This window comes from Aquisalibacillus elongatus (assembly GCF_003843875.1).
Lineage (GTDB): Bacteria > Bacillota > Bacilli > Bacillales > Alkalibacillaceae > Aquisalibacillus > Aquisalibacillus elongatus.
On the sequence record NZ_RKRF01000012.1, the window covers coordinates 1 to 25,423 of the forward strand.

Here is a 25,423-nt window from a genome sequence, read left to right on the forward strand (position 1 = left end):
CAGGCTATTTTGTTTAGTTTTCAAGGTTCGAATGGCGCCGCTCAAAAAGCGACTTATGAATCATAACATCTCGCAAATTAATGCGTCAACAACTTTTTTAATTGTTTTAATGAGATGTGTTGCCGCCTCAAAAAAGCGACTTTAATAGAATAACAAGTTCTTCACTTAATGTCAACAACTTTTGTCGGTTGTTTTTAAGTCACATCTTAATGCGACATTTATTAATTTACCACGAAATCAACTAACTGACAAGTATCAATTTCAATGGTTTTTAGCGTTTGGGTCGCGCTCTGAGAATGAATCTCTTTTTTTCGCGACAAGTAATAATATAGCATGTAGCTTTTAATCAAGTCAATAACAAATTCACTTTTTTCAAAACCACTATTCACCATATGAAAAATGATTATATAGCGTTCCTTATTATGAGCAGTTTTTGTCATTCGCATACGAAAACTGGTTCGTTTGTTGCGACAGAATTAACTATAGTATTTAAAATACCGTACCGTCAATACGAATCGGTACGGTAATAATATCCATAATTAATCTTCCTTAACGGTGTATTTTCTATGGTAGATATTTTTACCCTTCGTTTCGACTAACTCGATATCGATAATCTTACGTTCAACCAAGTACTCGAGTAAAATTGAAAGGTCTAATGTATAATGTTGTGTTTCTGGATGTACCTTAAGTTCACTAAATGACCATGGTTCATCTTTTTCTTTCATTATGTCTAATAAATGTTCAGCACCTTGTTCTGCTCTAGAGTGGATTGCAAAATCGCTAGCCAGTAACATTAATGATATTCTTTTATCTGTTGGCTCGTTACTTTCCATTAACTCTTCATAGAGCTTATAAACTTCAGGGTCTATCCTTTTTACTTGATTCCAAACGGTTATTTCAGGATGGAACCCTTTTTCGAGCACTGTTACTCTGGCCAAATAATGAAGAGATCTAATCATTAAACTATTGGCATCTAAATAATGCTTCGAGTGAAACAAGTCCTTACATTCTCGATAGGCTCTTATTAACTTAGCAAACTCGATCGCTTTTTTAAGCTTTCGATTATGCTCAGGAAATTCTCTTAATTTCTCCTTTAAGTTAGATAAGTATTCATTTCGGTCAAATACAATTTTGCCATTAATTAACCAATCGATGACTTTTCGGTAACCACTTGTTCGAATCCACTCGTTTAATAAGTCTTCATCTACAATATGCATAGCGGCTGTTTTATTTTCGAATTCATAATGTTTAACAAACCATTCATCATCCGAATTGCGAGATACAATTAATAGGATGACATCAAAATTATCTGTAACTGGACTTTGGTCTTGGTGTTTTTCATAAATTAAGACACCTAACGTGTTAGGCTGGCTTGCTTTTTCTTGATATATCGGACGTAATACGTTTTCCATCACCAAATCCTCCCTAACCATTCCTCAAATAATTAAATTCTACACATATCTCAATTTTCCCTTTTTATTCACATACATCTCTATTAAATTTATGTTATACTTCTTAAGATAAAGATGGCATAAATATGCAACCTATAATACTTTAAACATATCTATTTGAATTGACAAGGGAGGCACCTTGATGAAACTGAAATATAGTAACAAGATTAATAAAATACGTACCGTTGCATTATCGTTAGTATTCGCAGGTATGATTATTATGTATATCGGCCTTTTATTTAAAGAATATGAATGGGTTATGGTCACTTTTATGTTCTTAGGTTTGATCGCGATTATATTAAGCACTGTTATCTACTTCTGGATCGGAATGTTATCAACCCGGGCGGTGCAGGTTATTTGTCCAGAATGTGGGAAAAATACTAAAATGCTAGGTCGTGTAGATGCTTGTATGTTTTGTAAGCAACCACTGACGATGGACCCGAACTTAGAAGGCGAAGAATTCGATGAGAAATATAACTCTAAAAAGTATCAAAAAGAAGAAGAGAAAAATGAGCAAATGAACGACTAAAACTCCCAACCGTTTGGGAGTTTTTTTATGATTGAACTATAAAAAAGCAGCTCAATTAAGGAATATCCCTTAACAGAACTGCTTAGATTAAATACTTAATTAATGACTTGTTTGTAGGCTTGCCTGGCAGTCTTCGCATTTTCCATAAACCTCCATGCGGTGATGGGTGACATCGAAGCCTGTGACTTGTTCTGCCAGTTGTTCCACTTCATCTAATGTAGGGTAGTGGAAATCCACGATTTTCCCACATGAGTCACAAATAATGTGATAGTGCTTAGTTGTATTGCAATCAAAACGGCTAGATGAGTCACCATATGTTAACTCTCTTACTAAGCCGATTTCTTGAAAAACTCTTAGGTTATTATAAACGGTTGCGACACTCATGTTCGGGAATTTACTTTCAAGTGCTTTGTAGATATCATCTGCGGTTGGATGTTCCATCGTTTGCATAAGATACTCAAGCACTGCATGACGTTGAGGCGTAATACGAACACCTGACTGTTTTAATTGAGATAAAGCTTCTTGTAATCTTTGTTCTGACACCGTCATGCACCTCTCTTTCAACTAGAAAATTATTAAATAAGAATTCTTATAATTAGTTTAATTCCTCACTTCCTAGTTTGTCAATTTATATGGTTGTTTTACTCGATTTATACATCGGTATTTAATGGTAATTCCTCTCCACCTAGTCCTTGATTTACGTATCGAGCGGCCACAAATAGGAAATCGGATAAACGATTCAAATACTGCAAGACTAACTCATTATCAAAGTCTTCAATTGCGATAGCCATCCGCTCAGCGCGACGTACAATCGTACGAGCAACATGTAATGATGCCGCGGCTGGATGACCGGATGGAAGGATGAAGTTTTTCAGTTCTTCTAATGACTGATCCCATTCATCTATTTGATTCTCTAAAAACTCAATATGGTCCTTCTTTATTTTCCACATAACTTCTTTATCAGGTGGAGTCGCTAGCTCAGCACCTACATGAAACAGGACGGTTTGAACCTTATGTAAAGCATTAATAACCGATTCTTTTCCTTCCCATTCTTCATTGACGAGCTGACTACGAGCAACCCCAATTGTTGAGTTGGCTTCATCACATGTTCCATAAGCCTCAACACGAATATCATTTTTGGCAACTCGTTTTCCGTAAATCAATGATGTCTGGCCTTTATCTCCGGATCGTGTATATATTCGCATTCTAATACCCCCTTTTAGGATCAATAACGTTTACTTCTGGTGCTTCTTCGTTTAAAAATTGCTCTAAGTTCTTCTCGAAAATATCTAATGCACGTGGCACATAATTTTCGGTAACCGCTGAGTTATGCGGCGTCATCGTGCAATTTTCTAAATCCCACAATGGGCTGTTTTCATCTAGCGGCTCTTCTTCAAAAACATCTAAAACCGCATGACGAATTTTTCCTTCTTGTAGTGCGTTAATCATAGCTTGTTCATCAACCGTTGTTCCACGCCCCATATTAAGGAAAATCGCATCTTCTCTCATCGCCTCAAAATGCTCTGCTTTAAACAGCTGATTTGTATCATCTGTTGCTGGTAATACATTAATCACAAAGTCAGCATTAGGTAATTGTTTCTTTAGCTCATCCGTTGTATAACATTCATCGAAGTGCTCTTTGTGCTTACCACTTTTCGATATTCCAATCGTTTTCATATCAAATGCCTTTGCTTTACGGGCGGTCTCTTGACCAATCGCTCCAGTACCTGTGATGATCATCGTTCTATTTGAGATTTCTTCTATTTTAACTCTCGGCTCCCATTTATGTTGACGTTGATTTTCAAGGAACGTCGGCAAGTTACGATAGACTTGGAGAAGCATCCCTATAACATATTCGGACATTTGAATCGTGTGTATACCACGTGAATTAGTAACTAAAATATCTTTTTCAATAATCTGTTCAAACGGCATTTCATCCAACCCAGCTGATGCTACCATGATCCACTTTAAGTTCTTTGCCTTTTTAATATGTTCATTCGTTAGGTCTTCACCATATGTAAGAATAATATTCGCCTTCGGTAAAACATCTTCTGCTTCCGAAATTGGTGATTTAAAATCAAACGTAACGTTCGGAAAGTTTTCCGTCAAACGCTCACGTAAATAAGTTTTCATTTTTGCTGTGACGAGTACATACATATTGGACACCTCTTCTTATAAAACGGGCCATGGATGACCATGGCCTTTGGTTTATTGTAAGTTTTCTTTAATATAGTTTAGAGCTTCTTCAACGTGGTCCTGAACTTTAACTTTTCGCCATTCTTTGACTAGCTGACCATCTTTATCAATAATAAAAGTCGAACGCTCAATACCATAGTATTCTTTACCGAAGTTCTTCTTAAACTTCCATACATCATAATCTTCCGCTACTTGATGATCTTCATCCGCTAATAGTAAAAACGGTAAATCATGCTTATCAATAAACTTCTCATGACGATCAACAGGGTCAGGACTTACACCTAGAATAACCGCATCTAACTCTTCAAAACTCTCATGATGATCCCTAAAATCACAAGCCTCAGTCGTACAACCAGGCGTCATATCTTTCGGATAAAAGTACAATACAACGTGCTTTCCTTTAAAGTCTGATAAACTAACCTTTTCACCATTACTCGCAAGTAAAGTGAAATCAGGCGCTTGTTTTCCTACTTCTACTGTCATGACTCATTCCTCCTTTTTCATCTCTTACTTTTAGATTATCGAAGAATGGCCTTATTGACAAATTATTTTATCAGTTTATATAAAAAGGCTGCCGGTAGTAAATAGCCCACCGCTGCTTCAACAAGCGATACAAAACGTGCGACGCCAATTGGGTAGATATCACCATACCCGACGGTCATTAGCGTCACGCCACTAAAATAAAACGATCTTAAAAAACGATCAACAGCTGTTCCATACTGTAAAGACATATCAGACAGAACCGTAAAACCTATTTCCGACATCAAGAAGTAGATTATTGAAAACCCGAGCATTAGGATAAAATAAATAATTAAAAAAGCCGCAAACAACTCGGACGAAAAGGCCCCGCGTGTCCTCCGATTACTTTTTAAATACACTAATACACTAATAAACACAATTAAAATGACAATCATAATTTCTATATATTCCATTCGATCACCAATTTTCTATTATCGCTTCATTAATTTTTATGACAGACTTGTCCTTAACATGTAAAAATACCAAAAGCGACTATGATAAAATATAGAATGGATTCGAACTTAATGGAGGTATTTATATGAACCGTGAAACATCTGAGAAGTTATATCAAGAAGCAGAGGAACATATAGTGGGCGGTGTCAACTCCCCATCTCGTGCTTTTAAAGGTGTCGGCGGTGGAACGCCCGTTTTCATGGAAAAAGGCCAAGGCGCTTACTTTTGGGATGTCGATGGCAACAAATACATAGACTATCTTGGAGCGTATGGTCCAATTATTACCGGACACGCTCACCCTCATATTACAGATGCAATTACAAATGCAGCTCAAAACGGTGTCTTATACGGAACACCAACAAAACTTGAGAATAAATTTGCGAAAATGTTAAAAGATGCTATTCCATCACTTGAAAAAGTTCGTTTTGTTAACTCTGGTACTGAAGCCGTCATGACCACAATCCGTGTGGCTCGTGCATATACGAACCGTACGAAGGTTATTAAGTTTGCAGGTTGTTACCACGGGCATTCAGACCCCGTATTAGTTGCAGCAGGATCAGGGCCATCTACGTTAGGAACGCCCGATTCAGCAGGTGTTCCATCTAGTATCGCAAAAGAGGTTATTACTGTACCTTTTAATGATGCAAGTGCACTAGATGAAGCTTTAGATCAATACGGCGATGATATTGCAGCTGTATTGGTGGAACCAATCGTCGGTAACTTTGGGATTGTTGAGCCAAAGCCAGGCTTTTTAGAAAAAGTTAAAGAGCTTACTCATCAGAATGGCAGTTTGTTAATCTTTGATGAAGTCATTACAGCTTTTCGTTTCCATTATGGAAGTGCTCAGGAGCTTACGGGTATCACAGCGGATATGACTGCCATGGGCAAAATTATCGGTGGAGGCCTGCCGATCGGTGCTTACGGTGGTCTCGTCGATATTATGGAACAAGTCGCACCACTAGGTCCTGCTTATCAAGCGGGGACGATGTCAGGAAACCCTGCTTCAATGGCTGCTGGTATTGCTTGTTTAGAAGTTTTAAAAGAAGACGGTGTGTATGAGAAGTTAAATCACTTAGGAGAGAAATTAGAACATGGCATGTTAAAACTTGCCGAGAAACACGGTATATCCGTTTCCATTAATCGTCTTAAAGGAGCACTAACACTTTATTTTACAGATGAAGAAATCACAAACTATGAACAAGCAGAAAATACAGACGGTGAAATGTTTGCTCGTTTCTTTAAACTCATGTTGGACCAAGGGATTAACCTAGCTCCATCTAAGTATGAAGCATGGTTTTTAACAATTGCTCATACGGATGAAGATATCGACAAAACATTAGAAGCCGTTGATCAAGCCTTTTCCAACATGAAATAATTTTTAGCGTTTCTATTAAAAAAATAATTAAAAAGTAGTTGTAATTTTCAAAATATTTGTGTAGAATATAATTAATTCAGATTTAATGGATTACCCCTTATCAAGGAATTCATGTTATGAAACTCCCTTCCTTTCTGGTTTTTCCAGGTATAGCCTTTGCATCTATGGCAAAGGCTATTTTTTTATTCATAAATTGTTAATAATATGTTTTTCTATTTCTAAAGAATGGTATTAATATAATAATGTACTTATGATTTTCTTAATTGTGAAAGAAGGGCTTATATGAAAATTGGAGCTAGAGCATTAAAAACTGGATTAGCAACTGTGATTGCGCTGTATTTTGCAGGAATGTTTGATTTTAAATCAGGGGTGTTCGCAGCCGCGATCGCTGCCGTCTCATCCATTCAACCTTCAATCTATCGTTCGGTTCAAACAATGGTTGAGCAGGTTCAAGCCAATATTATTGGTGCGACGTTAGCGATTATTTTTGTCTTAACCATTGGCAATGATCCGTTTATCATTGGTTTAGCTATTATACTTGTTATTGGCATTTGTTCATTACTTAAGATGAAAGAAGATACGACATTCATTGCGATCATTGCTGTTATTGCCATTATGGAAGCAACGGATATGCCTTTCATGGAGTTTGCTGGCATTCGTTTCTCTTCCATATTTATTGGGATTGCTTCAGCCTTTGTGGTTAACTTAGCTTTTTTACCACCTAAGTATGAGACACGTCTTTTCGAAAATATTAATCGCACGACTAATGATATCTTGCAGTGGATTCGTGTGACAACAAGGCATTTATCAGACCAGCCTGCTCTTAAAAAAGAAATCCAAAGAATTCAAGAAGATGTTACGAGATTGGATCAAACATACTTACTTTTTTCTGAGGAGCGAATTTACTCAAGAAAACGTGCTTATGCACGCGCACGTAAACTTGTGTTATTTAGACAATTAATTCATACAACCAAAAAAGCTTTTATCGTTTTACAAAACTTACACCGAATGGACTATGAAATTGAACATTTCAAAGGTGATATTAACAAAAAGATTATAGAAGAAGTCGATAAAACCTTACACACTCATGAAAAACTGACGCTTATGTATTTAGGGCGAATTCGAAAGAAAGAAACGGATCCATTAGAAAAAATCATAGAACCAGCAATCCCTGAGTTAGTTGACCAACTAATGGAAGTCTATGATGATGAGGAGAGTGACCGAATGACGTTCCTGCCACTAGCTTCTAATTTGTTAGAGTATCATAATGAGCTAATTCACCTTAAAAAATTATTAGTTAGTTATCAAAGTAAAGAGTAGAACAGAAGGGCACGGTGAATCCATTGCCAAGCCAATTAAAAACCATTTTGTTTTACACCATATTATTTGCTGTATTTACACCAACCTTAGTTTTAATGATGATTCTAGATCATCGCTGGTTATCTTATATAATAGTCGGGATATTAATAATTATCATCCTGATTAGTCGCAAACAATTAGCGACCAAACAGTACATCATAGTCTGGGTAATAGTTCTTTTGGTAACAGGTCTTTCTTTAGTCTATGGAAGACCCAACTTAGCTGTTTCATTCCAAGGGCACTATATCAATGAGACCGTTAAATTAATTAATTTTACGCAACAAAAATGGCTAGATGAACGACGAAAATTCAAATCTCAACCTTACGATATAAACGATTGGACACCACCAGAAAACTATCAAAATGAATTAATACAACTAACTGAAACGAATGGCTATTTATTATCCAATACGAATCAAGAATCAAACCACGTTATATATCAAATTCATGGCGGAGCCTATATTAAGCAGTTTACTAAGCGATATAATGAAATAGCCATAAAATACTCTAAGGCATATGACAACGCTGATGTTTTTTCTATTGATTATCGTACGGCGCCAGAGTATGAACACCCCGCTGCTCTAAAAGATGCAATTGAAGGTTATCAATGGTTACTAGCTCAAGGATATCAGCATGATGATATTATCATTGCAGGTGATTCATCAGGTGGTGGTTTGGCGTTAGCTATGACACTTAAGTTAAGAGACACTAATCAACCACTCCCAAAGTCATTAGTATTAGCTTCACCATGGTCAGACTTATCAGCTGAAGGTGAGAGTTATAAAACTAAAATCAAGGATGATGCTATATTTGGCTCTCCTTCTATTGAAGACGCGCCACAATATCCAATCCCAATTACTTATGCTGGAGAGCATGATTTAACGGACCCTTATCTTTCTCCTGCTTACGGAGATTACGAAGGCTTTCCACCTATTCTGATCCAAACAGGAAGTGAAGAGTTACTACTGAGTGATAGTGAAATTATTGAACAAAAAGCTAAAGAAGCTGAGCTCAAAATCTTCCCTGGAATGTTCCACAACTTTTATATTAACCATCCTTCTATACCCGAAGGAAAAGAAGCTTGGGAACACATAAGTGAATTTATCGAGAAGCGTTAATGAAAAGTGAGTGAGACAGAAAGTAAGTATTAAGAGCAAAAAACAAACAATAGATTGAAGCATTAATAAGCGTAGTCAAAATGCGTAGACTCCTTTGGGAACAGCACGAGCTGAGGGGCCACAGGATGTGGGTCAGTTCGGCGTTGCAACAGGACGTTGCGAACTTAGCCGAACATCCATAGTTTAACTCACGGCAGTGAGTTTTGGGAAGTTGAAGCCGTGCCCAAGGAAAGCGGAGCTTTTTGACGGAGCGTATAAGAAACTCCGTACATGATTTAAAACACTTTATCATAGTACGGAGTTTCTTATTAATTATATCTTTAAATCAAGTAATTAATTTAGTGTATTCTTTGCATCCTTCTCTGTATTTAATTCTTGCACTTGGAATAGATCATAATAATATCCTTTCTTTCTCATGAGCTCATCATGTGCACCTTGTTCCATAACCATACCGTCATTCATAAGCACAATCCGGTCAGCATGTGTAATCGTCGATAATCGGTGAGCAACGATAAACGTCGTTCGATTATGAGCGAGTTTTTCCAAGGCTTCTTGAATCAAGTGTTCACTTTCTAAGTCCAGCGCGGACGTTGCTTCGTCAAAGATTAATAGCGGTGTGTTTTTCAAGAATACCCTAGCAATAGCAACACGCTGCTTTTGACCACCAGAAAGTTTAACGCCTCGTTCGCCAACTTCGGTTTCATAACCTCCCGGTAGTTCCATAATAAAGTCATGAGCATTTGCTGCTTTAGCCGCTTTGACTACTTCTTCATCAGTTGCACCAGGATTACCGATTCGAATATTTGATGCTACCGAATCACTGAACAAGATATTATCTTGCAGAACCATTCCAATTTTGTCCCTTAATGAACGAGCTTTGTAATCTCTTATATCATAACCATCGATTTTTAACTTTCCGCTTGTTACGTCATAAAAGCGCGGAATTAAACTGACTAAAGTAGATTTTCCGCCACCACTCATACCAACGAGTGCGACTGTCTCCCCTTTTTTGATACTTAAATTTATATCCTTTAAGACAATTTCATCTTCATCATCATATCGGAAAGACACATTTTCAAATTCGACATCACCGTGTACCGATTTAAGCTCTTTAGCATTTGGATCATCTACAATATCATACTCTTCGTCTAGAAACTCAAACACACGGTCCATCGATGCGTGAGATTGTGTTAGCTGTGTCATTGAGTTGATCAATCTGCGCAACGGTTGATATACACGGTCCATAAAACCGATGAAGGCTACTAGCGTACCTAGCGTGACATTGCCACCTATTGCAAAGTACGCACCAAAGGCTACAACTAATAAAGGTGCTAAATCTGTAATCGTATGAGTGACTGCATAGGATTTCGCGTTCCAAGACGTAAATTTTAACGCACGATCTAAATAATTATAATTGCGTTTATTGAAATGTTCCTGCTCATGATCCTCTAAGGCAAACCCTCTTGTCACGGGAACACCCTGTACTCGTTCGTGTAAATGCCCTTGAACTTCTGCAAGTGCCTGTGATCGTTTACGAGTTAAATCACGTAACCTTGAGTAAAAATATTTAACCGAAAACCCGTAAATTGGAAACAGTAATACAGAAATCAACGTTAATAACGGATCCAAATAAAGCATAATGCCAACTGCTATTAAAATGGTGAACATATCCAACCAAATATTCATTAGACCTGTTACGACAAATGTCTTCGTTTGTTCGACATCATGTATCACCCGGGAAATAATTTCGCCAGATTTCGTCTTTGAATAAAACTTAAGACTCAGTTTTTGGATATGATCAAATAAATGATCACGCAAATCATAAAGAATTTTGCTACTAACCTCTTGAGCTAAGTATTGTCTAAAATACTCAATTGGTGGTCTTAAAACTAAAAACACAAAGAATGATAAACCCATAATCCATAACAATTTGCTGATTTGTTCGTCATAAGCCAAATCTGTATCTACAATATCATCAATGACATAACGATATATTAATGGCAACATTAAAGGAATACCAAATTTTAACACACCGACTAAGATTGTTAAGACAATCTTCCATTTATATGGTTTTACAAATTGCAAGTATCGTTTGATGCTATCCAAAACTTTCACCTGTCTTCCATGCTTGACTATATTGTACCCATTTAAAAATCAATTTACTTCCAGTGATATTCAAAAAATAAAACCTGTTGAACCCAACAGGTATCAGGAAGGAAACGTAAGATAATGTTCATACCATTTATCAACGAACTCTGGTGAAAACGGACCTTTTCGTTGTTGAATCCAACGCTCCAAAGTATGTAATTGCTTATAAAGAATTTTTTTCAAAACATCTGGGTACTGCATTTGCTTTTGATGCTCTTCAAATTCATCTTCATCTAAAATGATATAAGTCATATCCGGAAACACTTTAATATCTAAATCATAGTCAATGTACTTTAAAGCCTCTTCATCATAAACAAATGGTGAACTAATATTACAATAATAATAAATGCCATCCGTTCTAATCATGCAAATAATATTAAACCAATAATTTGCTGTAAAATAAGTAATCGCTGGTTCTCTAGTTCGCCATATGCGACCATCACTTTCATTTACCAACACACGATCATTGGCTCCAATGATGAGATTCGATTGGCTTTTTAGTACCATAATTTCTTCCCAAATACGATGAATGTTCCCATCGTGCTTATAGCTGTGTACTTCGATCCTTTCTCCGACTTTTGGAACCATTACGGATGCTCCTTATGACTTGTTAGTAACGTTATTTTAACATAATAGCATCTATTGTTCGATTATTACAACTTAATGACAAGAAAGAAGCACTCCTATTGAAAGGAGTGCTTCTTAACCTTTTGGACCTGGGTGTTATTGGTTTTGTTGGTTTTGATTTTGGTTTTGATTTTGATTTTGTTGATTTTTCTTTTGTTGAGATTGCTGATTACGGCGTTTTACTTCTTGAGCGTTAGTCTCTGAAGCAAACTCATTACCATACTGACCTTGTTCAGCTGCTTGATTTTGCTGTTGAACTTTTTGAACGTTACTACCTGCAGCAGTTGCATTTGGCTTTTGTTGTTGGTTTTTATTTTTAGCCATCAATATCACCTCCGCACTGATTAGATTAACCAATATGTGCGAATTTATCCTAAGAAAACTAAAAATATTATCAGAAAAACAATCTCAATTCTCGAACAGGGCTCACCTATTCTCGAAAACATTTGTCCTATTCCCGATTTCACTCATTCAATTCCCTAAAATGGATGATCTATCCTTTAATTGCTCCATCACTTTATGCTGGACATTTGGAAAAGGGTAATTTTTTAACTCTTGTGCTGTGACAAACTTCCCGGTTTGCAAATCATCACCAACTTTTCCAAATAGAACTTCCACTTCCCAAATCACATGGGAGAATACATGCTTAACACTCTCACCTTTTCCTTCTAAAGCAATTTCTGCTCCATAATGGTTTTGGAAATTTTCGGGAAGTTGTTCGGCATCTTGTTTAGGTAATAATGGAAATTGCCATAAGTTCGCAAGCAATCCGTCACTAGGGCGTTTTTCAATTAAATACTCGCCTTTAGAATTAGTTAAAACTAATACATGAAAGTTCTCGGTTTTTTGTTTTTTACTTTTAGATTTGATCGGTAAATCTTCTTGGTTTCCATACTCATAAGCAAGGCAGTGCTCTTGGACTGGGCACTGGTCGCATTTGGGCTTTTTAGGCGTACAAATTAAAGCACCTAACTCCATTAGGCCTTGGTTAAACGAGGATGGATCCTCTTGAGATATAATTTCTCGAATAACATCTTCAAATAACGTTTTCGTCTTAGGTTTGGCGATATCCTCTTCAATATGTAGCACGCGTGAGATCACACGCATGACATTGCCGTCAACAGCAGGCTCAGCTTGGTCAAATGCGATACTTAAGATGGCGCCTAACGTATAAGGCCCAATCCCTTTTAGTTTTTTTAATTCTTTTTTATCACTTGGAACCTCCCCGTTATATTCCTCGACAACTTCTTTTACAGCAGTATGCAAATTCCTTGCTCTGGAATAATAGCCTAACCCTTCCCAAGATTTTAGAACATCTTGTTCATCTGCTTTTGCTAAATCATAAACGGTAGGATAACGAGTCATAAATTGATTAAAATAAGGAATAACTGTGTCGACCTGTGTTTGTTGAAGCATAATTTCAGAAACCCATACACGATATGGATCCTGGTTCGCTCGCCATGGTAAAGTTCGTTTCTGTTCGGAATACCATAATATTAAATCCCGTTGGAATGCATGAATATTAAACAGAACGGGTATTGAAAAGTTAGAACTCATCTTATATCACCTAACTTACGAAAAATTAAAAAAGGAGGAGCATAACTTGGATACTGCTACCCATATTACCATGGGCGTTGCGGTGGGTGGTTTAGCCACCATTGACCCAGCTGTTCAACAAGACCCATCTTTATTTCAAGCGGTATTAATCGGTGCAATTGTCGGCTCCCATGCTCCTGATTTTGATACATTGTTTAAACTCAAAGATAATGCAACCTATATAAGACACCATCGAGGTGCCTCTCATTCCCCGATTGCTGTTTTAATGTGGAGTTTACTCGTCTCGGGTTCCATCTACTTATTTTATATGGATGTAAGTTATTTACATCTTTGGCTATGGATCTTATTTGCTGTCTTTTTACACGTGTTCGTTGATATCTTTAATGCTTATGGCACTCAGGCATTAAAACCTTTTAAAGATAAATGGATTGCCATTGGGTTCATTAATACATTTGATCCTCTGATTTTCACGCTTTATATAGCAGGCATTTATGCTTGGACCTTAGGAGCTGATCCGCGCTATACATTTGGGATCGTGTTTTTTGTCGTATTTTTATACTACATCAAACGCTATATGGACAAACGCGAAATGGTCAATCAAATTCAAGATTATTTACCAGATGTGGAAAAAGTCGTAACCCAGCCTACCATTCGTCATAACATTTGGCGGATTGCTGTTGTGACAAAAGACCACTTCTATGTGGCAAGGTCTGAAAATGGGCACATCCGTATTCAAGATAAATTTGACCGAAAAAAACTTCCTGATTCTGCTGAGATGAACGCAGCTTTACAGGATAAAAATGTGCGTTCGTTTATCAACTTTTCGCCCGTATATCGATATGAAATTGAGCGGTTTGATGATTACATTGAAATCCGCTTCATCGATTTACGCTATCGCGCAAAGGATCGTTATCCATTCGTTGCTGTCGTCGCAATGGATCGATTTTATAATATCATTACGTCATATACAGGATGGGTTTATTCAGAAGATAAACTGCAAAAAAAATTAGAGCCCTTAAACTAATGGCTTTTACTCAACTTGCTTTGCGAGTAAAGCGATTGGAAGGGCTTCTTCTTGAGTAAGGATGTCGCCTTGTTTATTTTTGCGGGTGCCCCAAGCAAATACACCTTTTTTATATTCAATGGAAAAATACTCACCTGGTGCCCCATCGATTTCATAAACTTGTCCACTATCGAAATCTTCTGGGTTTAACATATATGATTTGGCCATCACGATTTTTCGTTGATGTACGGCATACTCATTAACCATGCCCATTTGTTCAGCTTTTCGTGCTTTTTCCGTTAAATCGGCAACCTCTTGACGTAATTGCTCGATTGTATAATCACTATATCGACGTTGCATGATGTACCACCTTTCAAACTTTTGACTTTTTAAGTATATCAAAGTCCTTTACAATTAGAAACGCATGAACATCATAGACAAACATCGTTATATTGGAGGCTAAACTTATGAAAAACGTTTTAATTACTGGAGCAGGTACTGGATTAGGTCAGGCCTTAGCATTGGAATATGCTAAACAAGGCAATCAGATTCTATTAGTTGGACGTAGAGAAGAAAAACTTCAAGATACAGCGAAAAAAATAGCTGACCTTGGTGGAAAAGCAGACATCCATGCTTGCGATATTACGAATTGGGATGAGTTAAATCAATTAGCTGAAACAATTAGTGAAGTAGATATTTTAATTAATAATGCAGGAATCGGATTCTTCGGTGCATTTGAAGAACTTGAAAAAGACCAGATTGATACGATGCTAAACGTTAATGGAGCTGGCTTAATTTATATGACGAAGCATTTTATGCCTCATATTATACAATCAAAAGGTCGTATATTAAATATTGTCTCAACAGCTGGATTACGCGGGAAAGTACATGAGGCAGGATATTGCGCTAGCAAATTTGCCCAAAGAGGCTTTACAGAAAGCTTGCAAAAAGAATACCAAGACCGTGACATCTCGATTACTGCTGTATATATGGGCGGTATGAACACCCCATTCTGGGACGGAAGTGACTATGTATCAGACCCAAATGTCCTACCAACACCTGATACGATCGCAGAACAAATTGTCGCACAAGATGACGGTAGAGATGAGATTATTTTAGAATAAAATCAATACGTGTAGCTGGAATAAAAGACCATATTTAATATAACTCCGTACCATGATTAGGCATTTTAAATCATAGTACGGAGTTTCTTATACGCTCCGTCAAAAAGCTCCGCTTTCCTTGGGCACGGCCTCAACTTCCCAAAGGAGTCTACGCTTTTTGACTACGCTGAATTTATTCTTAACGTTCGTCTTTGCATTCGATATTTATCTTCTATCTCGACCCCACTTTTTAATGAGTGGTATTAACTCATCATAACTCTTCTTCTTTTTCATCAATAAACCTCTGAATCAAATCCATCTGAAACCCTTTTTGATAAAGTGAGCCTAATACTTTTTGTTTCAGTTGAAACCCTTCATGTTTTCTAGCATGTTTATTCCACAATTTCTCGCCTTGATACCTCAAGGCGTCCATCTCTTCGTCCTCATCAACTGATAGGTCCACTTCTTGCGCCGCGGTTTCGATCGCGCCATGGGTAAACCCTTTTTGCATTAACGATTGTTTCATCTGCATTAGCTGTTGTTGAAAAGATTTTTTCCGATTACCTGATAATTTCTTTTCCATTTGTTTAATGATTTTCTCTACTTCTTTTTCGGCAGTATACTCTGCTAAAGCTTCCTCTATATAGACTTCAGGAATTTGCTTCATGATGAGCTCCTGCTTAATTTTGTTCGGACCTTTATTGGAAGTGTTCATTTTTGTTCGAACATAGGCTTTGCTGAACTGCAGATCATTAACTAACCGCTCTTCCTCCAGTTTCTTAAGTACAATCTCAATCGCTTCTTCTGTTGCTTCTTTTTTCTTTAAATATTGGGCAATTTCTGATTTTGCACGCATTCGGTAGCTTAAATAATTAATCGAAAGGGTATAGTATTGGTAAATCGCGTCCTCTTTCTTGATATCCTGAATTTGCTCATCTGAGAGCTCCATCCCTTTTCTTATGTAATGTCGTATTAATAAATCTTCATGCAGGCTAAAGACGTATTCATCTTTTCCGTTAACGTTCTGAAAGATATTGTATCTACTTTTATTCTTTTTTTGAGTGGTTATTTTACTAATTATCATAAAAAATAACTCCTATGTAGTGATGTTTGTTATCTATTATTATAGTATATAACTAAGGAGGGTTGCTACGTGAGAATTTTAATAGCTGGTGGCACAGGTTTTGTCGGAAGTCGTTTAACGCAATTTTTTAAAGAACAAGGACATGAGATCTACATTCTTACTCGCAATCCACACGCGCAAGACTACCAAGAGCAAGTGTCCTACATCGAATGGTTAAGTCCTCACAGTCAGCCAGAAACGGAACTCGACGAAATAGATGTCTGTATAAACCTATCAGGTACATCGCTTAACAGTGGTCGATGGACCAATGTCAAAAAACAACAGATTCTAGAAAGTCGTATGATGACCACAAGAGAATTCATTCGAATTATGGGAGCATTACCCCAAAAACCTAAGGTCTTCGTAAACGCATCAGCCATTGGGTTTTATGGTACATCAGAAGAACAAGTTTTTACAGAAGATACGATTGAACCAGGGCATGACTTTTTAGCTGAAGTATGTTCTGTCTGGGAAACGGAAGCTCAAGAAGCTGAAGAATTAGGCATTCGAACCGTCTTTACCCGCTTCGGACTTATTTTAGATCGTCAAGAAGGCGCTCTGCCGAAAATCGCGCTTCCTTATCGCTTAATGGCAGGCGGTCGTTTAGGTAATGGCAAGCAGTGGATGTCCTGGATTCATATTGACGATGTAGTTGGTGCGATCGATTATATCATCCACCATGAGAAAATAGCTGGTCCTGTTAACCTCACAGCACCGCACCCGAAACGTAATCAAGACTTCGGCCGCACGCTTAGCTCAGTTTTTAAAAAACCACACTGGCTTCCTGCTCCATCTTTTGCCATTCGCACGATTTTAGGTGAAATGAGTATATTAATACTGAAAGGCCAGTACGTTTATCCAGAAAAATTAGATCAAAGTGGTTATTCGTTTAAACATCCGACACTCAAGGAAACTTTAGAAAATATTTACTCCTAAAAATAGGTCAAAAACCTATTTCCAAATGACTAAAAATATTGTATGATTTCTTTAGAAATACAGGGAAGGCAAATGGTGCGCCACCGCTTGTGTCAAGCGGTTCTAGTGGGTTCGATTCCCACCCCGAATTTTTGTGAGCAATTGATAAAAATTCGAGGGTGGTCGTTCACCAACTGCGCGCCAGAACTTACGACAACACCCTCATTTAGGAGGGTGTTTTTTATGCTTAAAAAAAGAGAATTACACGATGCCTCAGTTTTATTCCCGTTACTCAACCATGATGCGGTCAAACCATATGTACGCGAAAAAGCTGACACGATCGAAGAGTACTACTTTTTCCTTAACAAAATGCAAATACAAGAAGAAAGTGGCGAATTAATATCAAGAACTATTTTAGATGAGTGGGATACGCCGATTGGAGCAATCACGCTGTATGATATTCAAGAGAAGAAAGGTTTTCTGGCCACTTGGCTCGGCCAGACATACTTTGGTAAAGGCTATAATCAATACGCCAAAGATTTATTTTTACGAGAATTGTTTATAGAAAAGGATATCGAAGTCGTGTTTTTGAAAGTAAACAAACGAAACGCAAGATCACTTCATGCGATGAAAAAGATCGGGTACGCCGTAAACGCCAACGATCACTACCCGGCTATTTACCAACAAATAAATCAAGGTCCTAACCATTATGAATTATTCGCTATTTATAAAGATGCGTTTTCATTTCATTTATACGAAACATCAAGTACTTTTGAAGATGAAATGGAAGCATAATTAATATTGACTCGAATTGATAATAGCATCCAAGCCTAAGGGGTGGAGTTCTTCAGCCTCTGGGGCTTTATTTTTTTGCAGGACAATCTGGAGTTGTTCTAAAATCTCATAAACTCCGTTTACTTGATAGTAATACTGAGAATATAATCCGGATTCGTTTAAAGCTTTTTGTAGTTCAATGATTTCGTCTTTTAACTCAGGATCAAAGGATATCGCAATAATTTCATTTCTATATTCGTACATTTGTACTTTATTTTCTTCATAATAATCTTTCTTTATAAAGGTTGATCGATAACGAAGCACCATATTTAAAATTTTGTAAACAATCTTTGATTCAATGGTGTCATGGTGTATAAGCAATAAATCGCGGGTCATAAAAAAACCTCCAAGTCATTAAAATCAGGATGCCAATAACTATTTATTAGATTATAATAGTAGTAGGTTATGCGTTTAGGAATATTATCCTAATACTAATAAACTATTCCAAAAATTTCAATAGCAACTTAAATCACTTAAGTATATTTAATAGAAAGGTGGTCATAATAAATGATAGACCAACAGTTACTTCTCATGTTGCTACCTTTAATAATCTTACAATCTATTCTATTAATCGTTGCCATCATAGATTTAATCCGAATCCAACAAACTAATGGTCCAAAATGGGTGTGGGCTTTGATTATCATCCTTATTAATATTATCGGACCTATTCTTTATTTTATTATCGGAAGGAGGCCATAAATTTGGCTTTACTTGATGCAAATCATTTAACAAAGACATATAAAAATGTAAATGCGATTCAAGATGTATCATTTTCATTAGAGCACGGAAAATGTGTCGCCCTACTCGGCCCCAACGGCTCTGGGAAAACGACGACGTTAAGAATGCTAGCAGGATTTATTAAACCGACAAGCGGAGATATCGCGTTTGATCAAGACAGTCTGACAAAGGACTTTAGAAATTTTGTAGGCTACTTGCCACAGTTTCCAGTTTTTCATAATTGGATGACTGGTAAAGAGTTTCTAATCTATGTTGGTCAACTGGCAAAACTGTCAAAAGATGAAGCGATTAAACGAGCGGACGAACTATTAGAGTTAGTTAATTTAAAAGAAGTACGTAAATTAAAAATCTCAAAATATTCTGGTGGGATGAAGCAACGCCTCGGGATTGCACAAGCATTAATCCACGCACCTAAACTCATTATACTAGATGAACCAGCATCAGCTTTGGATCCCATTGGGCGGCGCGAAGTTTTAAATCTTATGAGGGAACTTAAAAAAGATGCTACGATTTTATTTTCAACACATATTTTGAATGATGCTGAAGAAGTCAGTGATGAAATTTTGTTACTTAACGAAGGCCATATTATTGAACAAGGTAGTATGCATGAGCTCGAATCTGTCCAAAACACCGTAACGTTAAAACTAGCATTTTCTGAAGAGCCTAAGTTTATCGAAGATCGCTTAAAAGAGATTGAATCCGTCTTTAAAGTTAATCAAATTGACAAGGATTATTTACTTACTGTTCATGATCTACAAACGGCTAGAAAGCAATTATTAGAAGTCGTCTATCAAGAAAACTGGCAGCTTACAAAGTTCGAAGTCGCTAAGACGTCGCTTGAGGATTTATTTATGAAGGCGGTGAAGAAATAATGCAATGGTTTGTCATTCTAAAAAAAGAAATTCTAGAAAACTGGCGGAATTTTAAGTGGGTTTGGGTTCCAATTGTATTTATCATATTTGCCGTTATGGACCCTCTAACGACTTATTACCTTCCTAAAATCATGGATGCTGTTGGTGGTGTGCCGGAAGGATCTATTATTGATATTCCGATGCCAGGAGCCGTTGAAGCCATGATGATGAGTTTTGGAGAGCTAAGTCTATTAGGTGTGCTCATCACCGTTGTCATCGCAATGGGAGTCATTTCCGGTGAGATGAAAAGTGGCGTGTATGAACTAATCATGTCCAAACCTGTAAAATATTCAAATTATATTACTGCCAAGTTCGCATCCGTGGTCTTATTAATCTTACTATCGCTTATCTTGGCATTAATCACAGGTTGGTATTACGTGTTGATTTTATTCGGTGATATTGCTTTTACAGCATTACTCACTAGCATCGCTTTTTATGGTTGTTATTTCTTATTAATCATCGGGATTGTACTGATGGTTAATACTTGGGTTCAGTCGCCTGGTGTTGTTGCATTTTTATCGATAATCTTTATTATTGCGCTCAATGCCTTAACGAGTATTTACGGCCATATTTTCACTTGGAGTCCTGCGCTATTGTCTGATTATATTCAGGTGTATTTAGCCTCTGGTGAACTCGTCAGTGAAATATGGTATTCAGCTCTGGTTGCCCTTTTATTCACTTACTTATGCTTACAATTCGCGATTTTAACTTTAAAAAATCGCGCGGTTTAATACTAAAGGGAGCTGCCAATGTTTAATTGGTGGCTCCTTTTTTACATTTCATGTGTTCTAATGATTGTTTATCGGTTTTCTTTTAACATTTAAACGTTTTCTTCTATCGTTTGAAGGTTTTCTTCTTTCATTTAGAGGATTTCTATTAACAATTAGGCCGTTCTTTTTTGTGTTTAGCCTAAAACAAAACCTCAGTTCATCAACTGAGGTCTCCTAATTTATTCAAATTCTTTAGCAAACGTCCTAAACTCTGTCTGAAACGATACCGAGTCCGCTCTTACTTGAACATTCAAAGAACTGAAATCAAAATAGCGATCTTGTGACTCTAAATATTCAATAAATGAATTAAGCTCATCTAAATTGGATGATTCACCGTTAATCTCCATTCTTAATTGTTGTAACTCTTCTCCAGCAGCGTTAGTTGTTCCTTGGTCTAAATAACGATAACTACTGACAGTTGTATTTGACCCCTCCGACGCTCCATTTATTAGTCGAATAATTTCATCCTCTTCTAATGATGAAGGAATTTGCTCATGAACACTTGCCACTGATAAGGCTTGGTCATTTTTTTCTAATTCTCCGGCTAATGTTTCATGTTTTTGTTTCTCTAACTTTAAAGCTTGCTCCTGGCTTTCTAGCTCATCACTCATTGGTTTTAACAATAAAAAATATAAAGCTACAGCACTTAACACAAGTACGACAAGCCATAGACTCGAAATTTTGACCTGCTTTTGCGAAAGTTTCATGATTCATCTCCCTCCTCGGCTATTGGGAGTTGAACCGTATAATTAGTCGTAAAATAATCCTCGGATTCTACAAAATTAATCGTATGGATTGTCACGGATTCAAATGACTCTGATTCTCTCAAAGCCTGATAGTATTCAACCGCCTGTTCATTCGTATTCGTCTGAATCGTTAGATCGATGTGTGAATCATTATATTGAAAGGCATTAAGCGAACCTTGTCTCGGCAAATGATTTAAAGCCTTTTCTAGTACCGATGATAGAGATGTATTATGCACCTGCAAATCTTCTAAAATTTCTTGAACAGCCCTTGTTTGTTGTTGTTCAGCATCGCCTTCAAATTCAGATATAATGGCTTGATTAACCTCTTGCTGTTGATTGAGCTCACCTTCAACTCGCTGTAAATCTTGATGATTTAGCCAGTATAATAAAGCACTAGACCCAATCAAAAGAAGTGTTAACAACGTTAATGATACATATACAAATAAAGCCTTATAGTTTCGTTTTTCTTTTTTGGGCATTAAATTGATGTCAACTAACATTTAACTTCCATCCTTCATGGCTAATCCATACACGTTATAATATTTTTCTTCCATTTCAATGCCTTTCGGACCGCTCATATCCTCATTCGGAATCGTTACAACTTCAAGGTCCGTCCGATCCGACAGTTTCTGAACAACCTCACCTAAATAAGGATGATCCCCAACAATCGCCATCTTCGTAAAAGCTTGTTGACCATTGTTCATCGAATACTGATAAAAACGCTCAACCCGCTCAATTTCTGTGCGAATCTCATCAAACTCTAAGAAAACTTCATCTCTATTAAAATCGTTTTTAGTCATCGTAGCGCCAAAAGTTACGTTCTCATCCGTGGAACTCAACTGAATCTGTTGTAAAAAGATCGGCGCATGTTGTTCAAATGCACTGAAAACGACATTTTTAGCGGTATACTGAATAAACAGCGTGTGGTCTTCTTCGTTAATCAGCCCTCGATGGTAAAAAAGACGATAATAGTTCAGTGGAGATATATCCACCGCTACCACTTTCATTTTTTGATCTTCAAGCTGGTCAATGATTGGCTGAACTAGCTTTTCACACGTTGAAATAATACTAATGTCTTGTTGAACATCGTTTTGATTAAGCCATACCGTTTCGAACAACGGCTTTTGAAAAGGCAAATGGATAGTTTCGCCTAATTGAAACTGCACATAACGATTAATATCTTCCCGATTAACATTCGATGGGATAGACTGTTTGCGAATAATAACTAATGCATCAGGCAACGTTAATCGAACCGATTTACGTTTAAGTCGCCATTTCTTAACACAAGTTCTAAGGATCTTAACAAACTCATCTGGTTTTTCAATAATACCGCTATCTATGATGCCACTTGGAATGAAATGTTCCCCAATCCGTAAAACGTGACTAGGGTTTTTAGGGTGGCTTTCGGTAAAGCGGATGACATAATCTTTTATTTCGAGATTCACAATTCCTTTACTCATCTAACCACCCTCACAACAATAATGTTTGAATATACCATTCGACAATTGACTCTTGAAAAAAATAAACAATAATGGCAGCTGCTGCAATAAACGGACCAAAGGCAAATGGAACTCCTTTTTTAACTTTGCCAAAAGCCATCAATAAGAGCCCGACAAAAGACCCTAATAATGCCGCAATAAATAACGTCATCAACGTTCCGCTAAGGCCTAACACAAGGCCAATGACACCAAATAACTTAATGTCACCGCCACCCATTCCACCTTTACTCACAAGTGCGATCAACAGTAATAACGTAAAACCAACAATACCACCTAAAAAGGCATCATACCATGGCTCCGTTTGGATGAAAGTACGTAGCAGAATTAAAATAATTACAAAAAATAATAAAATACGATTAGGAATTAACTGATAATGAACATCCGTAATCGTAATAATAACTAGTAAACTAACAAACACCCAGGCAACGATTAGCTCCCACTGAAAGCCCAGTTGCTGAAACGACAATACAAATAACAACGCCGTTATGAGTTCAAACAGAGGATACAACGGCGAAATAGTCGTTTGGCAATGTCGACACGCGCCTCTTTGAATGATATAAGAAACCACAGGAATTAGCTCGTAAGCCCGAAGCCGATGCTGACAATTCGGACAATGAGACGGCGGACTTACGATGGATTGTATCATCGGAACCCTGATGCCGACGACGTTATAGAAGGAGCCTAGGATTAGGCCGAGTATTACAATGTATAGATAAATGAAGGTCACGTTAGTTCAATCCTTCTTATAAATTATGAAGTTGGTTCAACATCATCGTTAACAGTTACATTATTAGCAACATCGTTAATATCCTTAATAGTTGCATTTCCAAGAACAACTTGCACTCGATCTATTTGACCTGAACCATCAATTTTGTACTCGCCTGAGTCTAAAATAACTTTAGCTCCATCACTCCAAGCGACACCCTCATTATCATCAACATAATCCTCATCACGCAATTCTTCTAATGTCACCCCATCACTATCAATACCTTCCGTCACTTCATACATCTCCGCTGCATTGATATAGTTAATTGCTGATGATTTAATACTATCTGCTTTCGAATCACTAATAATTCCTGCAATGGCTGGAACAGCAATTAAAGCAATGATTCCTAAAATAATAATAACCGCTAGTAGCTCAATGAGCGTAACACCTTTCTGCTTCTTTAATAGGTTTTGCACCTTCTTCATCATATAAACTCTCTCCCCTTTTATAAAAAATTATATTTGACTATATAAATCAAACATTGGAATGACAATCGCTAAGACGATTGTTCCAACGATGATTGATAACGAGATAATTAATAACGGCTCTAGTAATGACTTAAGTTGATCTGCCGTTGTTTCGACATCTTCCTCATAAAAATTTGCCACCTGATTTAACATATCTTCTAATGATCCGGTCTTTTCTCCAACCGAGATCATTTGTGTTACGAGAAACGGAAATGCCCAATGTTCTTCCATTGGTTTGACGAACGAACCACCTTGCTTTAAAGATGATTTAGACTGCTGCAAGACTCTATTAACCACACGATTCTTAATCGTTTCCCTTGTTAAGTCTATTGAATCGATAATCGGAACGGCATTTTTTAATAGTGAGTTTAAGGTTCGAGACATTCTAGCTATGTTTGTTTTTAGTATTAACGGTCCGAAAACCGGTAGCTTTAACAACACATGATCAATTTTGTATTTGACGTCATCGTTCTTTAGTAATGAAATGAATACTAACGTCAAAGCGGCAACTATTAATAAGAGTAATAACCAGTGAGCCTTCAACAACTCACTCATTTGAAGAACTGTCTGTGTAATCCACGGTAATTCGCCACCGAATTGGTTAAACATCGTGACAAACTGTGGTACAACATACATTAATAAAAAAGTGACAACTGCAATTGCTACAAATACGACCGTAATAGGATAAGCGAGGCTGGATCTTACTTTTTGTAGTGTTTTATGTTGCTTTTCGTAATAGTGTGCGAGATCTTCTAGAGTCTCTTCTAACGTGCCACTCACTTCAGCACTGTGGATCATATTAACTAAGATGACTGGAAAAACTTTAGCATACTTTCCCATCGCATTGGCTAAAGAAGTTCCTTGTCTCAGATCGACTTCGACGTAATACAACGCTTTGTCTAGTATTTTATTTTTAGTCTGTTCTCTTAAAATTCTAATTGTATCTACGATGGTCATTCCGGCCTGAAGCAGTGCAGAGAATTGTTGAAGAAAAATGACCATATCGCGATTCTTAACCGGACGACCGATACTGAATTCTTTCGTCCAAATAGAATCTTTTACTTCTTCTATAATTTCGACCTTATATCCTTCATCTTTCAACATCTTTTTAACTTGGTCGGCATTATAAGCTTCTAATCGTCCTTTTTTGACAGTTCCATAAAAATCATAAGCTTCATATTTATAAGAAGCCATTCGAATTTACCTCCTAAAGTAG

30 protein-coding genes are annotated in these 25,423 nt (G+C 37.0%); 11 read left to right on the plus strand and 19 right to left on the minus strand.

Going from position 1 to position 25,423, the window contains the following annotated elements; all coding sequences use genetic code 11:
* Nucleotides 1-539: 539 nt before the first annotated feature.
* Nucleotides 540-1,412 carry a nucleotidyltransferase-like protein gene (locus EDC24_RS12190; protein ID WP_124223016.1) on the minus strand — a complete coding sequence of 291 codons (873 nt, stop codon included), beginning with the start codon at nt 1,410-1,412 and terminating at the stop codon, nt 540-542.
* A 181-nt stretch (nt 1,413-1,593) separates the two neighbouring features.
* On the opposite strand from EDC24_RS12190, the gene EDC24_RS12195 reads away from it, so the two are divergent.
* A complete protein-coding gene (locus EDC24_RS12195) occupies nt 1,594-1,980 on the plus strand; it encodes a YgzB family protein (protein WP_124223018.1) in 387 nt (128 codons plus the stop codon).
* A gap of 99 nt (nt 1,981-2,079) precedes the next feature.
* On the opposite strand, the gene perR is transcribed toward EDC24_RS12195, so the two are convergent.
* The 5 genes from perR to EDC24_RS12220 form a co-directional block, all read right to left on the minus strand.
* Entirely contained in the window at nt 2,080-2,529 is a 450-nt protein-coding gene (perR, locus tag EDC24_RS12200; protein ID WP_124223020.1) for a peroxide-responsive transcriptional repressor PerR, read from the minus strand.
* 101 nt (nt 2,530-2,630) lie between these two features.
* Nucleotides 2,631-3,185: a cob(I)yrinic acid a,c-diamide adenosyltransferase gene (locus EDC24_RS12205; protein WP_124223022.1), complete on the minus strand. Its 555-nt coding sequence runs from the start codon at nt 3,183-3,185 to the stop codon at nt 2,631-2,633.
* A 1-nt stretch (nt 3,186) separates the two neighbouring features.
* The gene (locus EDC24_RS12210) at nt 3,187-4,137 is read right to left on the minus strand and encodes a D-2-hydroxyacid dehydrogenase (protein WP_124223024.1); all 951 of its coding nucleotides are present in this window, start codon (nt 4,135-4,137) and stop codon (nt 3,187-3,189) included.
* 51 nt (nt 4,138-4,188) lie between these two features.
* On the minus strand, nt 4,189-4,659 hold the full coding sequence (bcp, locus tag EDC24_RS12215) for a thioredoxin-dependent thiol peroxidase (protein WP_124223026.1): 471 nt from the start codon (nt 4,657-4,659) through the stop codon (nt 4,189-4,191).
* A gap of 62 nt (nt 4,660-4,721) precedes the next feature.
* Nucleotides 4,722-5,108: an ion channel gene (locus EDC24_RS12220; RefSeq protein ID WP_124223028.1), complete on the minus strand. Its 387-nt coding sequence runs from the start codon at nt 5,106-5,108 to the stop codon at nt 4,722-4,724.
* Between the two features lie 125 nt (nt 5,109-5,233).
* Here EDC24_RS12220 and EDC24_RS12225 point away from each other — a divergent pair, with 125 nt between their 5' ends.
* From EDC24_RS12225 to EDC24_RS12235, 3 genes are all read left to right on the plus strand, one after another.
* Nucleotides 5,234-6,523 carry a glutamate-1-semialdehyde 2,1-aminomutase gene (locus EDC24_RS12225; protein ID WP_124223030.1) on the plus strand — a complete coding sequence of 430 codons (1,290 nt, stop codon included), beginning with the start codon at nt 5,234-5,236 and terminating at the stop codon, nt 6,521-6,523.
* 282 nt (nt 6,524-6,805) lie between these two features.
* Nucleotides 6,806-7,843, plus strand: a complete 1,038-nt coding sequence (locus tag EDC24_RS12230) for an FUSC family protein (protein WP_124223032.1) — start codon at nt 6,806-6,808, stop codon at nt 7,841-7,843.
* Nucleotides 7,844-7,857: 14 nt separating this feature from the next.
* Nucleotides 7,858-9,000 carry an alpha/beta hydrolase gene (locus tag EDC24_RS12235; protein ID WP_124223033.1) on the plus strand — a complete coding sequence of 381 codons (1,143 nt, stop codon included), beginning with the start codon at nt 7,858-7,860 and terminating at the stop codon, nt 8,998-9,000.
* A gap of 333 nt (nt 9,001-9,333) precedes the next feature.
* Here EDC24_RS12235 and EDC24_RS12240 read toward each other — a convergent pair whose 3' ends face one another.
* From EDC24_RS12240 to mutY, 4 genes are all read right to left on the minus strand, one after another.
* Nucleotides 9,334-11,106, minus strand: a complete 1,773-nt coding sequence (locus tag EDC24_RS12240) for an ABC transporter ATP-binding protein (RefSeq protein ID WP_124223035.1) — start codon at nt 11,104-11,106, stop codon at nt 9,334-9,336.
* A 102-nt stretch (nt 11,107-11,208) separates the two neighbouring features.
* Nucleotides 11,209-11,736, minus strand: a complete 528-nt coding sequence (ntdP, locus tag EDC24_RS12245; RefSeq protein WP_124223037.1) for a nucleoside tri-diphosphate phosphatase — start codon at nt 11,734-11,736, stop codon at nt 11,209-11,211.
* Nucleotides 11,737-11,871: 135 nt separating this feature from the next.
* The gene (locus EDC24_RS12250) at nt 11,872-12,099 is read right to left on the minus strand and encodes a gamma-type small acid-soluble spore protein (protein ID WP_124223039.1); all 228 of its coding nucleotides are present in this window, start codon (nt 12,097-12,099) and stop codon (nt 11,872-11,874) included.
* 147 nt (nt 12,100-12,246) lie between these two features.
* Nucleotides 12,247-13,332 (minus strand): A/G-specific adenine glycosylase, encoded by a 1,086-nt coding sequence (gene mutY / locus EDC24_RS12255; RefSeq protein WP_124223041.1) that lies wholly within the window; start codon nt 13,330-13,332, stop codon nt 12,247-12,249.
* A 46-nt stretch (nt 13,333-13,378) separates the two neighbouring features.
* Between mutY and EDC24_RS12260 the strand changes: the two genes are divergently transcribed.
* Nucleotides 13,379-14,356: a metal-dependent hydrolase gene (locus EDC24_RS12260; RefSeq protein ID WP_124223043.1), complete on the plus strand. Its 978-nt coding sequence runs from the start codon at nt 13,379-13,381 to the stop codon at nt 14,354-14,356.
* A gap of 6 nt (nt 14,357-14,362) precedes the next feature.
* Here the strand turns inward: EDC24_RS12260 and EDC24_RS12265 are convergent, their stop codons facing one another.
* Nucleotides 14,363-14,695 (minus strand): YfhH family protein, encoded by a 333-nt coding sequence (locus EDC24_RS12265; RefSeq protein WP_124223045.1) that lies wholly within the window; start codon nt 14,693-14,695, stop codon nt 14,363-14,365.
* 107 nt (nt 14,696-14,802) lie between these two features.
* Between EDC24_RS12265 and EDC24_RS12270 the strand changes: the two genes are divergently transcribed.
* Nucleotides 14,803-15,459 carry an SDR family NAD(P)-dependent oxidoreductase gene (locus EDC24_RS12270; protein ID WP_124223047.1) on the plus strand — a complete coding sequence of 219 codons (657 nt, stop codon included), beginning with the start codon at nt 14,803-14,805 and terminating at the stop codon, nt 15,457-15,459.
* 250 nt (nt 15,460-15,709) lie between these two features.
* Here EDC24_RS12270 and recX read toward each other — a convergent pair whose 3' ends face one another.
* Nucleotides 15,710-16,522: a recombination regulator RecX gene (gene recX / locus EDC24_RS12275; protein ID WP_124223049.1), complete on the minus strand. Its 813-nt coding sequence runs from the start codon at nt 16,520-16,522 to the stop codon at nt 15,710-15,712.
* A gap of 69 nt (nt 16,523-16,591) precedes the next feature.
* Between recX and EDC24_RS12280 the strand changes: the two genes are divergently transcribed.
* Complete coding sequence (locus EDC24_RS12280; RefSeq protein WP_124223051.1) at nt 16,592-17,497, plus strand: TIGR01777 family oxidoreductase; 906 nt, start codon at nt 16,592-16,594, stop codon at nt 17,495-17,497.
* A gap of 222 nt (nt 17,498-17,719) precedes the next feature.
* Complete coding sequence (locus EDC24_RS12285) at nt 17,720-18,271, plus strand: GNAT family N-acetyltransferase (protein WP_124223053.1); 552 nt, start codon at nt 17,720-17,722, stop codon at nt 18,269-18,271.
* Here EDC24_RS12285 and EDC24_RS12290 read toward each other — a convergent pair whose 3' ends face one another.
* Nucleotides 18,272-18,646 (minus strand): hypothetical protein, encoded by a 375-nt coding sequence (locus EDC24_RS12290; RefSeq protein WP_124223055.1) that lies wholly within the window; start codon nt 18,644-18,646, stop codon nt 18,272-18,274.
* 171 nt (nt 18,647-18,817) lie between these two features.
* Here EDC24_RS12290 and EDC24_RS12295 point away from each other — a divergent pair, with 171 nt between their 5' ends.
* From EDC24_RS12295 to EDC24_RS12305, 3 genes are read left to right on the plus strand one after another with little or no spacing between them, the layout of a single operon-like run.
* Nucleotides 18,818-19,009, plus strand: a complete 192-nt coding sequence (locus EDC24_RS12295) for a PLDc N-terminal domain-containing protein (protein ID WP_124223057.1) — start codon at nt 18,818-18,820, stop codon at nt 19,007-19,009.
* Nucleotides 19,010-19,011: 2 nt separating this feature from the next.
* Nucleotides 19,012-19,920 carry an ABC transporter ATP-binding protein gene (locus EDC24_RS12300; protein ID WP_124223059.1) on the plus strand — a complete coding sequence of 303 codons (909 nt, stop codon included), beginning with the start codon at nt 19,012-19,014 and terminating at the stop codon, nt 19,918-19,920.
* Nucleotides 19,920-20,690 carry an ABC transporter permease gene (locus tag EDC24_RS12305; RefSeq protein WP_124223062.1) on the plus strand — a complete coding sequence of 257 codons (771 nt, stop codon included), beginning with the start codon at nt 19,920-19,922 and terminating at the stop codon, nt 20,688-20,690. The genes EDC24_RS12300 and EDC24_RS12305 overlap by 1 nt, the downstream gene beginning before the upstream one ends.
* Before the next feature lie 218 nt (nt 20,691-20,908).
* Here EDC24_RS12305 and EDC24_RS12310 read toward each other — a convergent pair whose 3' ends face one another.
* The 6 genes from EDC24_RS12310 to EDC24_RS12335 are packed head-to-tail and all read right to left on the minus strand — an operon-like array spanning nt 20,909 to nt 25,401.
* Nucleotides 20,909-21,436, minus strand: a complete 528-nt coding sequence (locus EDC24_RS12310) for a hypothetical protein (protein WP_124223064.1) — start codon at nt 21,434-21,436, stop codon at nt 20,909-20,911.
* Nucleotides 21,433-21,975, minus strand: a complete 543-nt coding sequence (locus tag EDC24_RS12315; RefSeq protein WP_124223066.1) for a hypothetical protein — start codon at nt 21,973-21,975, stop codon at nt 21,433-21,435. The genes EDC24_RS12310 and EDC24_RS12315 overlap by 4 nt, the downstream gene beginning before the upstream one ends.
* Nucleotides 21,976-22,935, minus strand: coding sequence for a type IV pilus biogenesis protein PilM (pilM, locus tag EDC24_RS12320; RefSeq protein ID WP_124223068.1), 960 nt, complete (start codon nt 22,933-22,935; stop codon nt 21,976-21,978).
* 10 nt (nt 22,936-22,945) lie between these two features.
* Nucleotides 22,946-23,701, minus strand: a complete 756-nt coding sequence (locus EDC24_RS12325; protein WP_124223070.1) for a prepilin peptidase — start codon at nt 23,699-23,701, stop codon at nt 22,946-22,948.
* A gap of 23 nt (nt 23,702-23,724) precedes the next feature.
* On the minus strand, nt 23,725-24,168 hold the full coding sequence (locus EDC24_RS12330; RefSeq protein ID WP_124223072.1) for a prepilin-type N-terminal cleavage/methylation domain-containing protein: 444 nt from the start codon (nt 24,166-24,168) through the stop codon (nt 23,725-23,727).
* A 27-nt stretch (nt 24,169-24,195) separates the two neighbouring features.
* Nucleotides 24,196-25,401: a type II secretion system F family protein gene (locus EDC24_RS12335; RefSeq protein WP_124223074.1), complete on the minus strand. Its 1,206-nt coding sequence runs from the start codon at nt 25,399-25,401 to the stop codon at nt 24,196-24,198.
* Nucleotides 25,402-25,423: the final 22 nt, after the last annotated feature.

Bases quoted from the DNA above. Each gene is read 5' to 3' on its own strand.
- EDC24_RS12205 (WP_124223022.1), bottom strand. From the start codon at position 3,185: ATGCGAATATATACACGATCCGGAGATAAAGGCCAGACATCATTGATT.
- EDC24_RS12295 (WP_124223057.1), top strand. From the start codon at position 18,818: ATGATAGACCAACAGTTACTTCTCATGTTGCTACCTTTAATAATCTTA.
- perR (WP_124223020.1), bottom strand. From the start codon at position 2,529: ATGACGGTGTCAGAACAAAGATTACAAGAAGCTTTATCTCAATTAAAA.
- mutY (WP_124223041.1), bottom strand. From the start codon at position 13,332: ATGAGTTCTAACTTTTCAATACCCGTTCTGTTTAATATTCATGCATTC.
- EDC24_RS12250 (WP_124223039.1), bottom strand. From the start codon at position 12,099: ATGGCTAAAAATAAAAACCAACAACAAAAGCCAAATGCAACTGCTGCA.
- EDC24_RS12285 (WP_124223053.1), top strand. From the start codon at position 17,720: ATGCTTAAAAAAAGAGAATTACACGATGCCTCAGTTTTATTCCCGTTA.
- EDC24_RS12190 (WP_124223016.1), bottom strand. From the start codon at position 1,412: ATGGAAAACGTATTACGTCCGATATATCAAGAAAAAGCAAGCCAGCCT.
- bcp (WP_124223026.1), bottom strand. From the start codon at position 4,659: ATGACAGTAGAAGTAGGAAAACAAGCGCCTGATTTCACTTTACTTGCG.
- EDC24_RS12210 (WP_124223024.1), bottom strand. From the start codon at position 4,137: ATGTATGTACTCGTCACAGCAAAAATGAAAACTTATTTACGTGAGCGT.
- EDC24_RS12195 (WP_124223018.1), top strand. From the start codon at position 1,594: ATGAAACTGAAATATAGTAACAAGATTAATAAAATACGTACCGTTGCA.
- EDC24_RS12305 (WP_124223062.1), top strand. From the start codon at position 19,920: ATGCAATGGTTTGTCATTCTAAAAAAAGAAATTCTAGAAAACTGGCGG.
- EDC24_RS12315 (WP_124223066.1), bottom strand. From the start codon at position 21,975: ATGTTAGTTGACATCAATTTAATGCCCAAAAAAGAAAAACGAAACTAT.
- pilM (WP_124223068.1), bottom strand. From the start codon at position 22,935: ATGAGTAAAGGAATTGTGAATCTCGAAATAAAAGATTATGTCATCCGC.
- EDC24_RS12310 (WP_124223064.1), bottom strand. From the start codon at position 21,436: ATGAAACTTTCGCAAAAGCAGGTCAAAATTTCGAGTCTATGGCTTGTC.
- EDC24_RS12265 (WP_124223045.1), bottom strand. From the start codon at position 14,695: ATGCAACGTCGATATAGTGATTATACAATCGAGCAATTACGTCAAGAG.
- EDC24_RS12290 (WP_124223055.1), bottom strand. From the start codon at position 18,646: ATGACCCGCGATTTATTGCTTATACACCATGACACCATTGAATCAAAG.
- EDC24_RS12270 (WP_124223047.1), top strand. From the start codon at position 14,803: ATGAAAAACGTTTTAATTACTGGAGCAGGTACTGGATTAGGTCAGGCC.
- EDC24_RS12230 (WP_124223032.1), top strand. From the start codon at position 6,806: ATGAAAATTGGAGCTAGAGCATTAAAAACTGGATTAGCAACTGTGATT.
- recX (WP_124223049.1), bottom strand. From the start codon at position 16,522: ATGATAATTAGTAAAATAACCACTCAAAAAAAGAATAAAAGTAGATAC.
- ntdP (WP_124223037.1), bottom strand. From the start codon at position 11,736: ATGGTTCCAAAAGTCGGAGAAAGGATCGAAGTACACAGCTATAAGCAC.
- EDC24_RS12330 (WP_124223072.1), bottom strand. From the start codon at position 24,168: ATGATGAAGAAGGTGCAAAACCTATTAAAGAAGCAGAAAGGTGTTACG.
- EDC24_RS12335 (WP_124223074.1), bottom strand. From the start codon at position 25,401: ATGGCTTCTTATAAATATGAAGCTTATGATTTTTATGGAACTGTCAAA.
- EDC24_RS12225 (WP_124223030.1), top strand. From the start codon at position 5,234: ATGAACCGTGAAACATCTGAGAAGTTATATCAAGAAGCAGAGGAACAT.
- EDC24_RS12220 (WP_124223028.1), bottom strand. From the start codon at position 5,108: ATGGAATATATAGAAATTATGATTGTCATTTTAATTGTGTTTATTAGT.